The sequence below is a fragment of the Cyanobium gracile UHCC 0139 genome, from assembly GCF_034931325.1.
Classification (GTDB): domain Bacteria; phylum Cyanobacteriota; class Cyanobacteriia; order PCC-6307; family Cyanobiaceae; genus Cyanobium; species Cyanobium gracile_B.
On record NZ_JAYGHX010000012.1, the window covers coordinates 22,379 to 40,190 of the forward strand.

19 protein-coding genes are annotated in these 17,812 nt (G+C 69.3%); 16 read left to right on the forward strand and 3 right to left on the reverse strand.

All coding sequences use genetic code 11. The features are described from left to right. Nucleotides 1–22 precede the first annotated feature (22 nt). The 8 genes from speB to VB738_RS14765 all read left to right on the forward strand — a co-directional run bounded on the left by speB (nt 23) and on the right by VB738_RS14765 (nt 7,458). Nucleotides 23–1,237 carry an agmatinase gene (gene speB / locus VB738_RS14730; protein ID WP_323306461.1) on the forward strand — a complete coding sequence of 405 codons (1,215 nt, stop codon included), beginning with the start codon at nt 23–25 and terminating at the stop codon, nt 1,235–1,237. A 3-nt stretch (nt 1,238–1,240) separates the two neighbouring features. Further along, nucleotides 1,241–1,645 carry a hydrogenase maturation nickel metallochaperone HypA gene (locus VB738_RS14735; RefSeq protein ID WP_323306462.1) on the forward strand — a complete coding sequence of 135 codons (405 nt, stop codon included), beginning with the start codon at nt 1,241–1,243 and terminating at the stop codon, nt 1,643–1,645. Nucleotides 1,646–1,651: 6 nt separating this feature from the next. After that, nucleotides 1,652–2,353 carry a hydrogenase nickel incorporation protein HypB gene (hypB, locus tag VB738_RS14740; RefSeq protein ID WP_323306463.1) on the forward strand — a complete coding sequence of 234 codons (702 nt, stop codon included), beginning with the start codon at nt 1,652–1,654 and terminating at the stop codon, nt 2,351–2,353. Next, complete coding sequence (gene glnT, locus VB738_RS14745; protein ID WP_323306464.1) at nt 2,353–3,717, forward strand: type III glutamate--ammonia ligase; 1,365 nt, start codon at nt 2,353–2,355, stop codon at nt 3,715–3,717. The genes hypB and glnT (VB738_RS14745) overlap by 1 nt, the downstream gene beginning before the upstream one ends. 137 nt (nt 3,718–3,854) lie before the next feature. After that, entirely contained in the window at nt 3,855–4,865 is a 1,011-nt protein-coding gene (locus VB738_RS14750; RefSeq protein WP_323306465.1) for an ABC transporter substrate-binding protein, read from the forward strand. A 5-nt stretch (nt 4,866–4,870) separates the two neighbouring features. Then, on the forward strand, nt 4,871–5,647 hold the full coding sequence (locus VB738_RS14755) for an ABC transporter permease (RefSeq protein WP_323306466.1): 777 nt from the start codon (nt 4,871–4,873) through the stop codon (nt 5,645–5,647). Between the two features lie 5 nt (nt 5,648–5,652). Beyond that, on the forward strand, nt 5,653–6,420 hold the full coding sequence (locus tag VB738_RS14760; protein WP_323306467.1) for an ABC transporter ATP-binding protein: 768 nt from the start codon (nt 5,653–5,655) through the stop codon (nt 6,418–6,420). A gap of 12 nt (nt 6,421–6,432) precedes the next feature. After that, on the forward strand, nt 6,433–7,458 hold the full coding sequence (locus VB738_RS14765) for an aromatic ring-hydroxylating dioxygenase subunit alpha (protein WP_323306468.1): 1,026 nt from the start codon (nt 6,433–6,435) through the stop codon (nt 7,456–7,458). Here the strand turns inward: VB738_RS14765 and VB738_RS14770 are convergent. Then, nucleotides 7,431–7,646, reverse strand: a complete 216-nt coding sequence (locus tag VB738_RS14770; RefSeq protein ID WP_323306469.1) for a hypothetical protein — start codon at nt 7,644–7,646, stop codon at nt 7,431–7,433. The two genes, VB738_RS14765 and VB738_RS14770, sit on opposite strands and share 28 nt — an antisense overlap. A gap of 19 nt (nt 7,647–7,665) precedes the next feature. Beyond that, nucleotides 7,666–8,535 (reverse strand): sugar phosphate isomerase/epimerase, encoded by an 870-nt coding sequence (locus VB738_RS14775; RefSeq protein ID WP_323306470.1) that lies wholly within the window; start codon nt 8,533–8,535, stop codon nt 7,666–7,668. Nucleotides 8,536–8,695: 160 nt separating this feature from the next. On the opposite strand from VB738_RS14775, the gene VB738_RS14780 reads away from it, so the two are divergent. The 4 genes from VB738_RS14780 to VB738_RS14795 all read left to right on the forward strand — a co-directional run bounded on the left by VB738_RS14780 (nt 8,696) and on the right by VB738_RS14795 (nt 14,675). After that, nucleotides 8,696–9,667, forward strand: coding sequence for a fatty acid desaturase (locus VB738_RS14780; RefSeq protein ID WP_323306471.1), 972 nt, complete (start codon nt 8,696–8,698; stop codon nt 9,665–9,667). Nucleotides 9,668–9,678: 11 nt separating this feature from the next. Continuing rightward, on the forward strand, nt 9,679–10,728 hold the full coding sequence (locus tag VB738_RS14785) for an alpha/beta fold hydrolase (protein WP_323306472.1): 1,050 nt from the start codon (nt 9,679–9,681) through the stop codon (nt 10,726–10,728). Between the two features lie 57 nt (nt 10,729–10,785). Continuing rightward, nucleotides 10,786–12,033 (forward strand): type III glutamate--ammonia ligase, encoded by a 1,248-nt coding sequence (gene glnT / locus VB738_RS14790; protein WP_323306473.1) that lies wholly within the window; start codon nt 10,786–10,788, stop codon nt 12,031–12,033. A gap of 641 nt (nt 12,034–12,674) precedes the next feature. Next, entirely contained in the window at nt 12,675–14,675 is a 2,001-nt protein-coding gene (locus tag VB738_RS14795) for a glycosyltransferase (RefSeq protein ID WP_323306474.1), read from the forward strand. On the opposite strand, the gene VB738_RS14800 is transcribed toward VB738_RS14795, so the two are convergent. Further along, on the reverse strand, nt 14,584–14,940 hold the full coding sequence (locus VB738_RS14800; RefSeq protein WP_323306475.1) for a helix-turn-helix domain-containing protein: 357 nt from the start codon (nt 14,938–14,940) through the stop codon (nt 14,584–14,586). The genes VB738_RS14795 and VB738_RS14800 overlap by 92 nt on opposite strands. A 145-nt stretch (nt 14,941–15,085) precedes the next feature. On the opposite strand from VB738_RS14800, the gene VB738_RS14805 reads away from it, so the two are divergent. The 4 genes from VB738_RS14805 to VB738_RS14820 all read left to right on the forward strand — a co-directional run bounded on the left by VB738_RS14805 (nt 15,086) and on the right by VB738_RS14820 (nt 17,812). Next, complete coding sequence (locus VB738_RS14805) at nt 15,086–16,153, forward strand: alkene reductase (protein WP_323306476.1); 1,068 nt, start codon at nt 15,086–15,088, stop codon at nt 16,151–16,153. Nucleotide 16,154: 1 nt separating this feature from the next. Then, nucleotides 16,155–16,673 (forward strand): NAD(P)H-dependent oxidoreductase, encoded by a 519-nt coding sequence (locus VB738_RS14810; RefSeq protein ID WP_323306477.1) that lies wholly within the window; start codon nt 16,155–16,157, stop codon nt 16,671–16,673. Nucleotides 16,674–16,681: 8 nt separating this feature from the next. After that, nucleotides 16,682–17,374 (forward strand): pirin family protein, encoded by a 693-nt coding sequence (locus VB738_RS14815; RefSeq protein ID WP_323306478.1) that lies wholly within the window; start codon nt 16,682–16,684, stop codon nt 17,372–17,374. Between the two features lie 72 nt (nt 17,375–17,446). Next, nucleotides 17,447–17,812, forward strand: a complete 366-nt coding sequence (locus VB738_RS14820; RefSeq protein ID WP_323306479.1) for a hypothetical protein — start codon at nt 17,447–17,449, stop codon at nt 17,810–17,812.

Consider the following 17,812-nt stretch of genomic DNA (forward strand, 5'->3'; position numbering starts at 1 on the left):
CCCACCGTGCCCAGAGGTCCGAATGAACGATCCGTCCAGCGGCAGCCAGGCCGATGCGGCCGATGCCTTCGACCGGGGTCGCCCACCCATCGGCAGTGAGGGGGCCCGGGCCCTCGAAAAGGAAGCCGCCCTGCCCCTGACCGGCTGGCAGCAGGAGGTCGACCAGGGCCTTCGTTATGGCCTGGAGGCGGCCGAGAGCATCGTCGATCGCCGCATCTCCACCTTCTCCCGTGGGGAGCTGCCCCACTACGCCGGCATCAACACCTTCATGAAGGCCCCCTACCTGGAGGACGTGAACCGGGTGGGGGAGTTCGACGTGGCGGTGGTGGGCGTGCCCCACGACAGCGGCACCACCTACCGCCCCGGCACCCGCTTCGGCCCCCAGGGCATCCGGCGCATCTCGGCCCTCTACACCCCCTACAACTACGAGATGGGGGTTGACCTGCGCGAGCAGATCACCCTCTGCGACGTGGGTGACATCTTCACCATCCCCGCCAACAACGAGAAGAGCTTCGATCAGATCTCCAAGGGCATCGCCCACGTGTTCGCCAGCGGGGCCTTCCCGATCATCCTGGGCGGCGACCACTCGATCGGCTTCCCCACCGTCCGGGGCGTCTGCCGCCATCTCGGCGACAAGAAGGTGGGCATCATCCACTTCGATCGTCACGTCGACACCCAGGAGAGCGACCTGGACGAGCGCATGCACACCACGCCGTGGTTCCATGCGACCAACATGGCCAACGCCCCGGCCGAGAACCTGGTGCAGCTGGGCATCGGCGGCTGGCAGGTGCCGCGGGAAGGGGTGAAGGTCTGCCGCGAGCGGGGCACCAACGTGCTCACGGTCACCGACATCTGCGACATGGGCCTGGAGGCGGCGGCGAAGTACGCCATCGAACGGGCCACCGACGGCACCGACTGCGTCTACATCTCCTTCGACATCGACTGCATCGATGCCGGTTTCGTGCCGGGCACCGGCTGGCCCGAGCCCGGCGGTCTGCTGCCGCGCGAAGCCCTCAAGCTGCTGGAGCTGATCGTGCGCAACGTGCCCGTCTGCGGCCTTGAGGTGGTCGAGGTCTCCCCCCCCTATGACGTCAGCGACATGACCTCCCTGATGGCCACCCGGGTCATCTGCGACACCATGGCCCACCTGGTGGTGAGCGGCCAGCTGCCTCGCAAGTCAGCCCCGGCCTGGCTCTCCAGGGACTGCAACATGCAGGTCGACCGTGCCTGGAGATAGAGCATGCATGAAGTCGACATGACGCGCTGCCTGCTGCTGTCCATGAACGAGTGGAAGCAGCAGCACGCTCCCCGGGTGCCGGCCGTGGATCGGGTCCATCTCGAGGTGGGCACCTTCACCTGCGTCGAACCCGACCAGCTGGTGGTCACCTGGGCCGATGCCGTCAAGGGCAGCTGGCTCGACGGCGCCGAGCTGGTCATCGAGTCGGTGCCCCTGGTGGGGCGCTGCCTCCGCTGCCAGGCCACCTACAGCCCGGATCCCGCCGACGGTTTCCGCTCCCCCTGCTGTCAGCACCCGATGGAGGAGATCGTCAGCGGCCGCGAGCTGCGGATCCGCTCGGTCGCCTACGGGTTCGAGTCCGCCCCCTCACCGACCAACCCCGTGTCCCATCCCACAGCCGCCCGCTGATCCGCCATGCACATGCCTCTCGAAGACAGCCTCGGTCTCAACCTGCTGGCGGCCAACCAGCACCGGGCCGAGCACAACCGCGAGCACTTCGACGCCTGGGACCTGCTCTGCCTCAACGTGATGAGCAGCCCCGGCGCAGGCAAGACCTCCCTGCTGGAGCGCAGCCTCGCCGCCCTCGCCGGCCGCTGGGCCATGGCCGTGCTGGAAGGCGACATGACCACCCTGCTTGACGCCGAGCGGCTGGAAGCCGTGGGGATTCCGGTGGTGCCGATCACCACCGGCCGCGCCTGCCACCTGGATGCCGCCATGGTCAGCGGCGGCCTCAAGCTGCTGCGCCAGCGGCTCGATCCCGCCGCCCTGGACATCCTCTGGGTGGAGAACGTGGGCAACCTGGTCTGCCCCGCCGAATTCGCCATCGGCGAGCACCGCAAGGTGGCCCTCCTGAGCGTCACCGAGGGGGACGACAAGCCCCTCAAGTACCCGGTCATGTTCCGGGAAGCCGACTGCGTGCTGATCACCAAGGTGGATCTGCTGCCCCACCTGCCGGTGGATGTGGAGCGGATCGAGGCCCACATCCGCCAGGTCAACCCCCGCACCGCCGTGTTCCGCCTCTCCGCCACCACCGGAGAGGGCTTCGAGGCCTGGCACGACTGGCTCGACGCCCAGCGCCAGGCCGTCCAGACCGCCCCCGCCCTGCTGCACGCCTGATGAGTCACCAGCATCCCGCCTCCGATCCCACCACGGCCCTGCAGGCCGACCTGCGTTCGAAGGGGGTCCGCTATGCCCTGGCGAGCTTCGTGGACCTGCACGGCGTGAGCAAGGCCAAGGCCGTGCCCCTCGAACACCTCGGCCAGATGATGGCCGGCTCGGAGCTCTTCACCGGGGCGGCCCTCGACGGCGTTCCCCAGGAGGTGAGCGACGACGAGGTGGCCGCCGTCCCCGATCCCGCCAGCGTCACCGTGCTCCCCTGGCAGCCGGAGGTGGCCTGGTTCGCCAGCGACCTGCATCTGCATGGCCGGCCCTTCGACGCCTGCAGCCGCCACATCCTCGGCCGGGTGCGCCAGGAGGCGGCGGCCATGGGCTTCCGCTTCAACCTCGGCATCGAGACCGAGTTCTTCGTGCTGAAGAAGGGGGCGGCGGGCGGCTGGGTCCCCTTCAGCGACCGCGACACCCTCGACAAACCCGCCTACGACGTACGCGGCCTGCTCGACAACCTGCCCTGGCTGGATGAGCTGGTGCAGGCGATGAACAGCCTGGGCTGGGGGGTCTACTCCTTCGACCACGAGGACGGCCCCGGCCAGTTCGAGACCGACTTCGACTACGCCGAGGTCCTCACCATGGCCGACCGGCTCACCTTCTTCAAGCTGATGGCGAAGGAGATCGCCCATCGGCACGGTCTGCTGGCGACCTTCATGCCCAAACCCTTCGGGGACCGCACCGGCAGCGGCGCCCACTTCAACATGTCCCTGGCGGACCTTCAGAGCGGGGCGAACCTGTTCGCCACGCCAGAGGCGACCCCCGGGGCGGTGACCCGGCTGGCGGAGCACTTCATCGCCGGTGTGCTCCGCCACGCCCCCGCCATCTGCGCGGTGATCGCCCCGACGGTCAACAGCTACAAGCGCCTGGTCGCCCAGGGGAGCATGTCGGGATTCACCTGGGCGCCGGTGTTCGTCTGCTATGGCAACAACAACCGCACCAATATGCTGCGCATTCCCTCACCCGGTGGCCGGGTGGAATGTCGGGCAGCCGACATCTCCTGCAACCCCTATCTCGGCGGTGCCCTGATGCTGGCGGCCGGCCTGGAAGGGATTCGGGAAGAACTGGATCCCGGCGCCCCCAACCTGGTGAATGCCTACACGCTCAGCGCGGCGGAACGGGCCGAACGCGGCTTGAACATGCTGCCCCGAACCCTTGGGGAGGCGGTGGAGGCCTTCGCGGCGGATCCACTTGCCGAAAGCGTATTCGGTGATGCCATGTACAAATCATTTATCTCCTACAAACGTGAAGAGTGGGAGTCTTACCACTCTGCTGTCTCCGAATGGGAACAGCAACGTTACCTGGAGTTCTTCTGACCCTCTTTACCGGGAGCTCCCTGCACCCGACACCCCCCAACACCCCCACGGACCCACGTCCTGAGTCCATCCTGGAGCTCGCCATCGGTGCGACCCTCCCCATCTCCTCAGCCACCACCATTTCCCCGATTCCCGTGATGTTGAAAGCCACCCTTTTCCGTCGTCAACGCCGGGCGATCGCCCTCGCCCTGATGGCAGCCCTCGGGGGAGGATTGCTGGCCGGTTGCCAGCAACCGGCCAGTCAGGAGACGCCCGTCAAGATTGGCTACAGTGCCTGGCCGGGTTGGTTCCCCTGGAAAGTCACCGAGGTCAAGGGGCTGTTCGAGAAGCAGGGGGTGCCGGTCGCGATGCAGTGGTTCGACGGCTATCTGGACTCGATCAACGCCCTCAACGCCGGCCAGCTGGACTGCAACAGCCAGACACTCAACGACACCATCAGTTCCGTGGCGGGGGGTGCCGACCTCCAAGTGGTGCTCCAGAACGATTTCTCCACGGGCAATGATCAGATCATTGCTGCGGCGGAGATCAAGTCGATTCCCGATCTGAAGGGCAAGAAGGTCGCCGCCGAGGAAGGAACCGTCGACCACTTCCTGCTGCTGAAGGTGCTCAAGGATGCGGGCCTCTCCGCCAAGGACATCACCTTCGTCCCGCTCGAAACGGGAGCCGCCGCCGCCGCTTTCGCGGCCGGCAAGGTGGATGCGGCCGGTGTCTATGCCCCCTTCACCACCCAGGCCCTGAAGCGGCCGGGCAGCCGGGCCCTGGCCACCTCCAAGGATCACCCCGGGGCGATCAGCGATCTGCTCGTCTGTCGCACGGAGTTCGTCGCCAAGAATCCTGAGAAGGTCCAGAAGATCGTCAACGCCTGGTTCGCCACGCTCAACACGATCAAAGACGATCCCGCCGGCACCCTGCCGATCCTGGTGGAGCGTTCCGGCGTCAGCGAAGCCGAATTCAAGGAGTACAACGCCGGCACCACCATCCAGACCCTTGAGGAGAACCGCAGCAACTTCAAGCCGGGCACAACGATGTTGTCCCTGCCCTATGCCGCCGAGCAGATCAGCGCCTTCCTGCTGGAGACGGGCCTGGCCAAGACCAAGCCTGACCTCACCAATCTGCTGAATTCCCAGTTCGTCGACAACGCCCGTTGAGCACCATGGCCCGGTCCCCCGCCCTGCGCCGCTTCCTCCGTCACCCCTGGGTCTTGGGGGTGCTCGGCATTCTCACCGTCTTCCTGGCGTGGTGGCTGGTCACCTCCAGCGGCATGGTCGACAAGCTCTTCCTGCCGGGCCCCGGGGCGGTGTGGATGGCGGGCAGCGGCCAGTTCCAGCGCGGCATCCTGGTGGCGGATGCGGTGGCGAGCATCAAGCGGGTCTTCATCGGTTTCGTGATTTCCGCAGGGCTGGCCCTGCCGATCGGCATCGCCATGGGCACGAACCGCACCATCTGCCACTTTCTTGAGCCACTGATGGCACTGATCCGCTATATGCCGGCTCCTGCTTTCATACCCCTGCTGATCATCTATTTCGGCCTCGAGGAACTGCCGAAGGTGATGCTGATCTTCATCGGCACCTTCTTCTTCAACGCCCTGATGATCATGGATGCGGTGAAGTTCGTTCCCTCCGAACTGGTGGAAACGGCCCTCACCCTGGGGGGACGGGGCCTGCCGATCCTGACCCGGGTGGTGGCCCCCTACATCGCCCCCCAGGTGCTCGACACCTACCGCATCAACATGGCCTCGGCCTGGAACCTCGTGATCGTCGCCGAACTGGTGGCCGCCAACGAGGGCCTGGGGAAACGCATCAGCCTGGCCCAGAGATTTCTGCGCACCGATGAGATCTTCGTTGGCCTGATCGTGATCGGCCTGATCGGCCTGATGATCGATCTGGGTTTCCGTTTCATGATGCGACGGGCCTGCTCCTGGGCCAACTGACCCCCATGCACCTCCAGGTCTCCCAAGTCTCCAAGAGTTTCGGCGAGGGGCGGGATCGCAAGCTCGTTCTGGAGAACATCAGCTTCGAACTGGTCTCGGGTCAGTTCATGGCCCTGGTCGGTAGTTCCGGCTCCGGCAAGTCCACCGTGATGCGCCTGATCGCCGGTCTGGAGCGGCCCAGCGAAGGCACGATTCAGCTGGACGGCGTGCCGGTCCGGCGCCCCGGCTCCGACCGGGGCATGGTGTTCCAGAAGTACAGCCTCTACCCCTGGCTCACGGCGGCGCAGAACGTCGCCTTCGGCCTGTCCCTCCAGGGACGGGACAGGGCTGAGATCCGCGAGCGGACCGCCTACTTCCTCGACGTGGTCGGGCTGGCGGACGCGGCCCGGCTGCTGCCGCGGGAGCTTTCGGGGGGCATGCAGCAGCGGGTGGCCATCGCCAGGGCCCTGGCCACCGAGCCGAAGGTGCTGCTGTTGGATGAACCGTTCGGGGCGCTGGATCTGCAGATCCGCGAATCGATGCAGGAATTCCTCCACGACCTCTGGAAGCGCACCGGGCTCACCGCCTTGCTGATCACCCACGACATCGAGGAGGCGCTGCTGCTCGCCGGCACCGTCCACATCATGGCGCCGCGCCCCGGCCGGATCGTCCACAGCGTCGACGTCCAGCTGGACCGCTCCGACCTGCGCCACCTGCGCGTGTCCCAGCCGTTCCTGGAACTGCGCGAGGAACTCGCCAGCCGCCTGCGCAGCCTGGATGGCTCCCTGCTCTGAACCGTCTGTTCCATGGACACCGCCAACCGGGCCGCCTTTCTGCCGACGGAGCTCTACGGCTCCCCGTCCGTCGCCGCCCTCGAGCGCGAGCACTACGCCACCCGCTTCTGGCACCCCGTCGCCGCCGCCGCCGATCTGCCGTCGGGGCATGTGCGTGCGCTGGAACTGCTGGGCGTTCCCGTGCTGCTCTGCCACGGCGGCGATGGCCTCGTGCGGGCCTTCCGCAACCGCTGTCCCCACCGGGCGGTGGCCTTCCTGGCCCCTCAGAAAGGCAGCGTGGCCTGCCGGAGACTGGTGTGCCCTTACCACGGCTGGACCTACGACCTGGGCGGCACCCTGCTGGCGGCTGCCCGGGAGTCGGAGTTCGTCGACCCGTTCGATCGCGGCGCATGGCCGCTCGAGGCCCTCGGCTGCCAGGTGCGGGCCTCCCTGATCTGGGTGGCCCTGGGGGCCGATCCGATCCCCCTGGACGACCAGCTGGATCTGCCGCTGCAGGAAGCCCCCGAAGCCCTGGCCCGGACCCTGGTGCCCCTGGCCTTCCACGAACGGGGGCTCGCCTGCAACTGGAAGATTGCCCACGACAACACCCTCGACGACTACCACGTCGCCATCGCCCACCCCACCACCCTGCATCGGCTGCAGGGCCCGGTGCGCGACTACCGCCATCGCTTCGGCACCTGGGCCAACGTGCTGGCCACCCCCTCCCCAGAAGGAGACGGAGAGTTCCTCACCTTCGGCCTGCCGCCTTGGAACCACCTGCTGCTCTGGCCCGACGGACGGATGGCGATGATCCAGTTCCTGCCTGAAGCGCTGGACACCTGCCGGATGCAGGTGTGGCTGCTGGGACCCGCCTCACGCCAGGAGGAAGGGGAGGCGCTGATGGCGGAGATGGTCCACTTCCTGGCCGAAGACCGCGTCCTGGTGGAATCGGCGCAGCGGGGCTACGGGGATGGGTTCCGCACCGGCCCTCCGCACCGGCTGGAGGCCCGGATCCTTCACCAGCAGGCGATCTACGCGGCGCTGCTGGAGCCCTGGTAGGCGTCGGGGCGGATGCCCAGGTAAGCGGCCTCCTTGAACAGGGCGCGCTTGGCGTCAGCGTCCTGGCGCTGCTCCGCGATGGCGTAGCGGGCGCGAAGGGAGGCGACCAGGGTGTCCTGGCGGGGGTCGGACCCTTCGCCGGAATGGCTGGCCGACGGTGTGGCGGTCGGGGCGTCGATCACGGTCATCACGACGTAACTCTGTTCACTATGAACACACTCTATCGCTGTTTCCGGCTAATGGCTGGCTGCGCAACCAGTGCGCCATCGCCGTGTTGATCGTCAGCAGATCGGCCACCGGACGGTCGGTGAACGGCAGCGTGGGCAGGTAGCCGTCCGGTCCGAACTCGGGCGTGAAACTCGGCGGCGGTGCCCCCCGTTGCACCGCCCGTTCGGCGAACAGTTGCCAGCAGGCCAGGTGGGCAGCAAGCGCCTCGGCATGTTCGGGCGCGAAAGGGTGGGACACCTGGGGCCCCTGGGCATGACCCACCCGGGCATGGATGTGGTCGACCCTGTCGGCCATCGCCTGCACCGGCTCCAGACCCGGGGTCATCAGCCGTTCGGCCACGACGCACCAGTGGCTCAGGTCGGCCGTCAGCCGCAGCCCGGGCACGGCCTCCAGGAGCGCCGCGATCGTCCAGGGCATCCCCAGGCAGCGGGAGCGGTGGGTTTCGAAGCTCACCGGCAGACCACTGGCCGTCGCCAGGGCTTCGGCCTCGGCCAGGAAGTCCCGTTGTCGCTCCAGGGGCCAGGCGTCGCTGCCGGTGAGCACGGTCACCCGGTGGGGGCGGAGATCGGCACAGCGGTTCAGCTGGGCGCCCAGTTCGGCCAGGTGCTGCGCCGGCGTGAGGGCCAGCTCGGGCACGTAGCCGCCGCCGGTGACCACCTCCAGCACCAGGGGGATGCCGCACGCCTGCAGGCAGTCGGGTCCGTCCGGGTCGCCGACCAGTGACGGATGGTGGATGTTCAGCTCCAGCCCGTCGAAGCCCCCCCGCTCGGCCGTCTCCAGGGCCGTGGTGAGGGGCCCCTCGAAGCCCCAGAGGGAGAAGAACAGCAGGGATGGCACCGGAGAACGCACGACGCAGATCCCACTCTTCCCTGCCGCAGGGCGCCGTTGGGTAACCATCCCCACCGGGCGCCATCCCCGGCGCAAGTGTTCGTGGCGAACGGTGTCCGGCGGACTCCGAGCGGGACAGTGGGTCGACGACGTCTCCCTCCGCCGACCAACGGCGACCTTCGTGACCGCCTCCCCACCCTCCGCCCCACCGGCGGCCGGCCCGGGCGCCGCTGCGCCGCTGCTGTCTGCTCCGCTGCTGCAGCGCCTCAACGAGCGACGGGACGGGCCCGGCTGGCGCCGGCTGGCCTTCCACCTGACGGTGCTGGGCCTGGGCGCCCTCCTCTGGGGATGGCCCATGCCGACAGCCCTCCCCACCGCTTCGTTCTGGGCCCTGCGGCTTGTGGGCCTGCTGCTGCTGGGCTGGGGCCTGGCCTTCGGCTTCTGCGCCATGCACGAGTGCGGCCACCGCACCGCCTTCGCCGGCAAGACCCTTAACGACACCGTGGCCTGGTGGGCCGGTCTGCTGAGCTTCTACAACGCCGATTACTACCGGCGCTACCACCAGTGGCACCATCGCTTCACCCACCAGCCGGGCCTCGATCCGGAACTGGAGGAGGCCCCCCCCAGCACGCTCGCCGGCTATCTGCTCGAGCTCAGTGGCGTGCCCTGGTGGATCGGCAAGCTGCGCGGCCACGCCGCCGGCCTGCGCGGTGACTTCGGCGGCAGGCCCTACATCCCCGCCGAGGCGACCGCGGCCGTCACCCGCTCGATCCGGCTTCAGGTCGCCGTCTACGCCGTCCTGCTCGCCGCCTCCCTCTGGCAGGCCAACGGCACCCTGTTCTGGTTCTGGCTGCTGCCCCTGGCCGTCGGCCAGCCCCTGCTGCGCTTCGTGCTGATGGCCGAGCACGGCGCCTGCAGCACCGACAGCGACGGCCTCAGCAACACCCGCACCACCCTGACGCTGCCGCCCCTGCGCTGGCTGATGTGGGACATGCCCTTCCACGTCGAGCACCACCTGTACCCCTCGGTGCCCTTCCACGCCCTGGCCGAGGCCCATGGCCATCTGGCGCCCCATCTGGTGCACACGGGCCAGGGCTATCTGGCGGTGCACCGCGACGTCCTGCGCGATCCCGCCCGACTCGCCCTCCCCTGAATCCCGATCCCTTGCACCCCAGACCCGCCCCACCGCGCCGCTTCGCGCTCGGGGACTTTCCTCTCGCGGCTGGGGGGACGCTTCCCTGCGCCTGGCTCGACTACCGGGTCTACGGAACGCTCGCAGGCGACCGCTCCAACCTGGTGCTCTACCCGAGCTCCTACGGCGCCTGGCCCGAGGACATCGACTGGGTGGTGGGACCGATCCTTGATCCCGAGCGCTGGTGCGTGGTGCTGGTGAGCCAGTTCGGCAATGGCCGCTCCACCAGTCCCAGCAACTCAGGAGCGACCCTTGCGGCCGGTCCCTGGCCCGTCGATCACCGCGACAACGTGGCCGCCCAGCTGCGGCTGCTGGAGGAGGTCTTCCAGGTGGCCGCGCCGGCCCTGATCTACGGCTGGTCGATGGGGGCCCAGCAGGCCTACCACTGGGCCGTGCTGGAGCCGGAGCGGACCCGGCGGATCTGCTGTGTCTGCGGCACGGCGCGCACCACCGCCCACAACCGGGTGTTCCTGCTCAGCCTGCGCCAGGCCCTCACCGCCGATCCCCACTGGGATGGGCTCCGCTTCCGGGGCGTGCCCGAGCAGGGGTTGCGCACCTTCGCCCTGATCTACGCCAGCTGGGCCGCCAGCCAGCCCTTCTATCGCCGCGGCGCCCATCGCCAGCTGGGCTACGCCAGCGTCGACGCCTACGTAGAGCAGGCCTGGCTGCCGGCTTACCGCCGCCACGACCCCCATGACCTGCTGGCCATGCTCGACGTCTGGCTGGCGAACGACGTGGCGGCCGCCGCCGGGTTCAGCGCCAGCGATGCCACGGGCGATGACGATCCCGAGGCCGACCTGGCCCAGGCCCTGGGCCGGATCCGCGCCCGCACCGCCGTGATCGCCGGCCGCCACGACCTCTACTTCACCCCTGAAGACTGCCAGGCGGAGGCCGCCCTGATCCGCGAGGCCCACTTCGAGGTCCTGGAGTCCGACCTGGGCCACCGGGCCGGCAACCCCCGCGACGCGCCCGCCGAGCAGCGCCAGCTGCGGGCCGCCATCGACCGCCTCTGCGCCGACTGACGGCTCTGCACCGACTGAGGGCCTCCGCCCCAGCCCCCTTCCCCCTCACCACCCCCGATGACCGATCTGGCCCGCTTCGCCGCCACCCATGGCATCCGCCATTTCCTCTTCTCCTTCTGCGACCTGTTCGGGGTGCAGCGGGCCAAGCTGGTGCCGGCGGCCGCGGCGGCCGAACTGGCCCGATCCGGGGCCGGCTTCGCCGGTTTCGCCGCCTGGCTGGACATGACCCCGGCCGACCCGGACGTGCTGGCGATTCCCGATCCCAGCAGCCTGATGGTGCTTCCCTGGCAGCGGGACGTGGCCTGGGTGGCCACCGATCTGCAGGTGGAGGGCCAGGTGCTGGAGCAGTCGCCCCGCTGGGTGCTGCAGCGCCAGATCGCCCGGGCGGCGGCCCTGGGCCTGCAGTTCCGCAGTGGCGTGGAGGCGGAGTTCTTCCTGATGGACCCGGAACGGGACGCCATCGCCGATGGACTCGATCGGCAGTCCAAGCCCTGCTACGACCAGCTGGCCCTGATGCGCCACTACCCGCTGATCAGCGAACTGCTCGACGGCATGGAGAGCCTCGGCTGGGGGCCGTACCAGGCCGACCACGAGGACGCCAACGGCCAGTTCGAACTCAACTGGACCTATGCCGAATCGCTGCTGACCGCCGATCGCCATGCCTTCTTCCGTGTCATGGCGGCCGCTCTGGCGGAACGCCATGGGGTGCGGGTGAGCTTCCAGCCCAAGCCGATCCCGGCCCTCACCGGCAATGGCGCCCACCTGCACGCCTCGCTCTGGGACGAGGGGGGGCGCAACGTGTTCCACGACCCGGCCGGGGAGAAGGGCCTGTCGGAGGTGGCGTACCGATTTCTCGCCGGCCTGCTGGCCCACGCTCCGGCCCTGTGCGCCCTCACCAATCCGGTGGCCGGCAGCTACCGGCGCCTGGCGCGGTCCGTCACCAGCTCCGGTGCCACCTGGTCCCCCTCCTGGATCAGCTACGGCGGCAACAACCGCACCCACATGGTGCGCATCCCCGACGACCAGCGGATCGAGCTGCGACTCGGCGACGGCGCCGCCAACCCCTACCTGCTCCAGGCGGCGGTGCTGGCGGCGGGTCTGGACGGCATCGAACGGCGGCTCGAACCCGGCCCCCGCAGCGATCTGAACACCTACGTGGAGGCGCCGGCGGGGGCGGCCTCCCTGCCCACCTGCCATGCCGATGCCCTGGAGGCCTTCCGCCACGACGCGCCGCTGCGCGAATCCCTGGGGGAGGCGTTCTGCACCGCCTACGAGGCCCTGGTGGCGCAGCGCAACGACGAGTGAAGGGCGAACGGAATGGCCCACCCCCCGCAGGGGCAAAGACCGGCACGATTGCCTATGGCCACGGCGGCCGGGAGGGATGAGAGTGAGCGCAGAAACCAGGAGGCTCCAGCGATGGAAGACACCCCGCCCGGTCAGATGTCAGGAGTGTGCTGACGGCAGGCCCCTGCTCCAACAGTCTTGTTCCCCATAACGGTTTCCCGGTCGTTCGCCGACCACCCGATGCATCGTTCAGGTGCCCACGGGTCCATGGAAACCGGCCCCTGGATGCCCCGGCCCCAGGTGCCTCCCTCCGCAGCTCCGACTCCGAAACCCACCCCCGGGGACTCCGATGGATCCCCAGCCCCGCTGACCTCCCCTTGATGGCGCGTCCATGGCGGAGGAGCATCCTCGGCTCCCTCCCCATCACCCATCCACGGTCCCCAAGGACCCATTCGTCAGCCCTTCCGATCGTCAACCCGATCTGATCGTCAACCGTCACACCGACCGTTCAACCGGAGTCACCACCGACATCAGACAACCCGAACCACGTCCGGAACATCACCGTTCCACCCCAAGCCCGGCGATCCTGGACGCCGGGCTTTTTCATGGGTCATCGACACCGGGGGAACCACCTAGATTTGCTTAACAATCGGTCAGGGTCGATGACACGCCTGCCCTGGGCCGTCCTGCTGCTGACACTGCTGGGGGCCCGTTATCTGGGCTGGCGCTTCACCGCCAGCCTCAACCTGGCCACGCCGCTGACAACCAGCCTCAGCCTCCTGACCCTGGCGGCGGAGCTGGTGCTGCTGGCCGGATTCTTCCTGCAGCTCTGGTTCACGCTCCTGCCCGAACGGCCGGCCCCCGCCACGGGGCCCATCCCCACCCCCGTCCCGTCGGTCGATGTGCTCGTGCCCAGCTGCGGCGAGCCTGCCGATCTGGTGGAGCGCTGCCTGCGGGGCTGCCTGGCGATGGACTACCCCAGCCACACGGTCTGGCTGCTCGATGACAGCGACCGACCGGAGCTGGCGGAGCTCTGCGACCGCCTCGGCTGCCGCTATGTCGCCCGGCAGGAGCACGCCCATGCCAAGGCGGGCAACCTCAACCACGGGCTGCGCCACTGCAAGGGGGAACTGGTGGCGGTCTTTGACGCCGACGTCGTGCCCCTGCGGCCCTTCCTGCGCCGCACCGTCGGCCTGTTCGCCGACCCGACCGTTGGATTCGTGCAGACCCCCCAGAGCTACATGAACGCCGATCCGGTGATGCGCAACCTGAGCCTGGAGCGCTGGCTTCTGCCGGACGAGGAAAGCTTCTACCGCTGGATCCAGCCCACCCGCCAGAACCTCAATGCCGTGGTCTGCGCCGGCACGTCCTTCGTGATGCGGCGCCAGGCGCTCGAGCGGGTGGGCGGCTTCGAAACGGACACCCCATCGGAGGACCTGGCCACCGGCATCCGGATCACCGCCGCCGGCTACCGCAATCACTACCTCTCGGAGAAGCTGAGCGCCGGCCTGGCTCCCTTCACGGCCGCGGCCATGGCGCGGCAGCGCTGCCGCTGGGGCAGCGGTTCGCTCCAGACCCTGCGCACGGGCGCCGATCCGCTGCGAATCCCCGGGCTCAGCCCGCTGCAGCGGCTGGCCTACAGCGAGGGCATCCTGCACTGGTTCACCTTCCCCGCCCAGCTGGTGCTGCTCTGCACGCCGCTCAGCCTGGGCCTGCTGGGCATCGCCCCGATCCTTTTCTCCGGCGATGCCCTGCTCACGATCGCCATACCTTTCGTCCTGAGCCAGCTGCTGCTCACCCGCTGGCTGAGCGGGCACGCCCGTGCCGCGATTCTGCCGGAGCTGTACCGCTGGATCTTTCTGGTACCGGTCTGTGCCGCCGTGGTCGCCACAGCCCTGGGCCGGCCCCGGCGCTTCCGGGTCACCCCGAAGGCGGTGGTCGGCCGGGACTCCGGCCCGGATGCGGGCCTGCTGCTGCCGCTGCTGGCACTGCTGGCCCTGCAGCTGGTGGCGCTCTGGAACATGGCCCCGGGTCGGCTGCCGCTGCTGGCAGGCCAGGAGGGGCTGCCCCCGGTCTCGGCCGCCACCGTCGGGGTGGTGCTGGGCTGGAGCCTGCTCAACGCCCTGTTGCTGATGCTGGCGATCCGGAGCTGCTGGGATCGGCCCCACCGGGATGGGGTTCCCTGGTTCGCGGTGTCGGTGCGCGTGCAGCTGCAGCACAGCGGCGGGATGGTCCACGGGCGCCTTCGGGCCGTCAGCGCCACGGGCGCCGAGCTCGGCCTGGAGTGCCCGGAGGACGCTTCGGTGCTGCAGGCGGCCGACAGCCTGACCCTGGTGGGTCTGGTGCCGGGTCTGGCGCTGCCGTTCCTGGCGATGGCCCGGGAGGACCGTGCCATCGGTGGGGTCTGGGGACCACTCTCCCCGCCCCAGCGGGATCAGCTGGAGACCCTCCTCTACCGCCGCGAGGGGCTGTGGCCCACCCTGCGGGCCCCTTTCGAACTCCGCACCCTGCCCCTGGTGCTGCTGCGCACCCTGCAGCGGGTGGAACCGGAAAGCTGGTTCCGCCGCAGCCTCATTCCCCAGCTTCCTCCGCTGGTGGGGCTGCCGCTCCCCAGGCGTGCAGACCTTCCAGCACGGGCAGGAGCGCCCGACCCCGCTCGCTGAGGTCGTATTCCACCCGCGGCGGCACCTCACCGAAGACACGCCGGCAGACGACGGCATCGGCCTCCAGCTCCCGCAGCTGGGTCGTCAGGACCTTGTGGCTCACCCCCACCAGGGACCGCTGCAGGGCCGAGAAGCGCTGGGGACCATCGCGCAGCCGGCAGAGGATCATCAGCTTCCAGCGACCGCGCATCACCTGCAGCGCCAGCTCCGCCGGGCAGAGCTCGGAGCCACCGGAGGGCTCGGGATCGGGAAGGGTGGCCGTCACGGGTCCGGGTTACCGAGGGGTGCCCCAGGCACAAGCCGGTGCGTTCTTGTCAGTCAGGGTTCACGTCCGCCAGAGTCCCTCCCATCACCTTAACAATCCCTTACGGCCCGGGGCATCCCCGCTCCAGCCGGCCGGTCACCACCCCATGAGCGATCTGTTCACCCCCCTGCGTGTGGGCCCCTTGCGGCTGCCCAACCGGGTGCTGATGGCCCCCCTCACCCGATCCCGGGCCGAGCCGGGTCACGTCCCTGGCCCGCTGATGGCCACCTACTACCAGCAGCGGGCCAGCGCCGGCCTGCTGATCGCCGAGGCCACGATGGTGATGGAGGGCAACTCGGCCTTCTGGCACGAGCCCGGCATCCATTCGGCTGCCCAGGTGGCGGGCTGGCGGCTCACCACCGACGCGGTCCATGCCGCCGGTGGGCGCATCGTGCTGCAGATCTGGCATGGCGGACGGGCCTGCCACCCCCTGCTGAACGGGGGCCGCCAGCCGGTGGGCCCCAGCCCGATCGCCATCACCGGCGACGAGGTGCACACCCCTGAGGGGAAGCAGCCCTACGTCGTCCCCCGGGAACTGGCCGACGACGAGCTGCCGGCGATCGTGGCGGGGTTCCGGCAGGCCACCCGCCATGCCATCGAGGCCGGCTTCGACGGGATCGAGGTCCATGGCGCCAACGGCTACCTGCTCGATGCCTTCCTGCGGGACGGCAGCAACCGGCGCCAGGGTCCCTACGGCGGACCGGTGGCCAACCGGGCCCGGCTGCTGCTGGAGGTGCTGGAGGCCGCCCGGGCCGAATCGCCCCTGGTGGGCCTGCGGATCTCGCCGCTGAACGGCTACAACGGCATGGTCGACAGCGACCCCATCGGGCTGTCGAGCTGGCTGGCGGAGCGGCTGGAGAGCACCGGCCTGGATTACCTGCACGTGATGCGGGGCGACTTCCTCGGCCAGCAGCACGGCGATGTGCTCACCCCGATCCGGGCCGGTTTCAGCGGCGTGCTGGTGGGGAACATGGGCTACACGGCCGAGGAGGCCAACGCCGCGATCGCCGCCGGCCAGCTGGACGCGGTGGCCTTCGGCACGGCATTCCTGGCCAACCCGGACCTGCCCGAGCGCCTGCGCCTGGGCGCTCCCCTGCAGGCCCCTGATCCGTCCACCTACTACACCCCCGGGCCAGCCGGCTACACCGACTACCCCTTCCTGGAATCCGCCTGACATGTCCCCCGATCTTCTGGTCCTCAGTGCCAGCAACGGCGAGAACCTCAAACTCGCCGAGCGTTTCGCCGCCGCCGGCCGCGCCCGCGCCATGGCCGCCGAGGTGCTCGACCTCACCAGCCTGTCCCTGCCGCTCTACAACCCCCGCACCCATGCGGCGTCCGGCCTTCCCGCCGAGGTGGAGGGGCTGAGCCGCCGGCTGGAGACCGCCCCCCGCTGGGTGATCTGCGCCCCCGAGTACAACGGCTCCCTGCCCCCGGTGCTGACCAGCGCCATCGCCTGGCTCTCGGTGCAGGGGGACGGGTTCCGCACCCTGTTCAACGGCCGGCCAGTCGCGATCGCCACCCATTCCGGCGGCCCCGGTATCGAAGTGCTGGCTGTGCTGCGCATCCAGCTGGCCCACCTCGGTGCCCACGTGGTGGGTCGCCAGCTCTCCAGCAGCCGCAGCAATCCCGCCAAGGACAGCAGCATCGACGACATCGTCCACCGTCTGCAGCGCATGGAACCGATCCAACCCTGAGCCCCACCATGACCCTCGTGTTCCGCCCCGCCGGTGAGCGCTTCCACAGCCGGCTCGACTGGCTGGACAGCTGGCACAGCTTCTCCTTTTCGCACCACCACGATCCCGCCTGGATGGGGTTCGGACCGCTGCGGGTGATCAACGACGACACGATCGCCGCCGGCCGCGGCTTTGGCTTGCATCCGCACCGGGACATGGAGATCGTCACGGTGATGGTGGACGGCCAGCTCAACCATCACGACTCCATGGGCCACAGCGAGATACTGCGGGCCGGAGAAGTTCAGGCGATGAGCGCCGGCACCGGCGTGGTGCACAGCGAGATGAATCTGGGCGACACCCCCTGTCGGCTGCTGCAGATCTGGATCGAGCCGGATGGCCCGGGCCACCCCCCTGCCTATCGCCAGGAGCCCTTCCATCTCCAGTCCGGTTGGACACCGCTGCTGGACCCGGATGGACGGCAAGGAGCCCTGGCCATCAACCGGCGGGTGCGGCTCTGGCGGGCCAGAGCCGGCGCGGGCGAGCGACTGGAGCTGGCGATCGCCACCGATGCCACCGGCTGGCTGCAGGTGATCGATGGGCAAGGCACGGCCTTCGACCGGCCGGTGCAGCGGGGTGATGGTCTCGGCTTTGCGGCGACCCCTTCGGACAGCCTCCAGGCCGGCCCCGACGGGGCGGACGTGCTGCTGTTCGAACTGCGCTGAGCGGCTCCCGGCAGGCCACGGCAGGCGCCGCCCCCCGGCACGGGCCCAGGATGGGGGGAACAGCCCGACGTCATGGCTCGCTTCCTGCTGCTCTTCAGGCCCCGGGTCCCCCAGCCGCCGACGGAGCTGATCGGTCGGCTGGATCCTCTGGTGCTGCGGTTCCACGCCGACGTGGAGCACCGCTCGCCCGCCCATCTCAGCGCCATCGTCAGGGGTGAACACGAGACGCTGCGGTTGCAGTTGATCGCCGACGTGCAGGCCAAGGCGGATGGGCCCGTGCTGGAACTGGTGCTGATGAGCCGGGAGGCCATGGGGGCGGGCGCGCCCCACACCAAGGAGCTGTTCGAGGCCCTGGTGGCGATCGCGGCCGAAGTGATGCCCGACCTCGAGCTGGTGTTTCGATCCGACAGGGACGGCGCCCTCCCCGACCGCAACTGA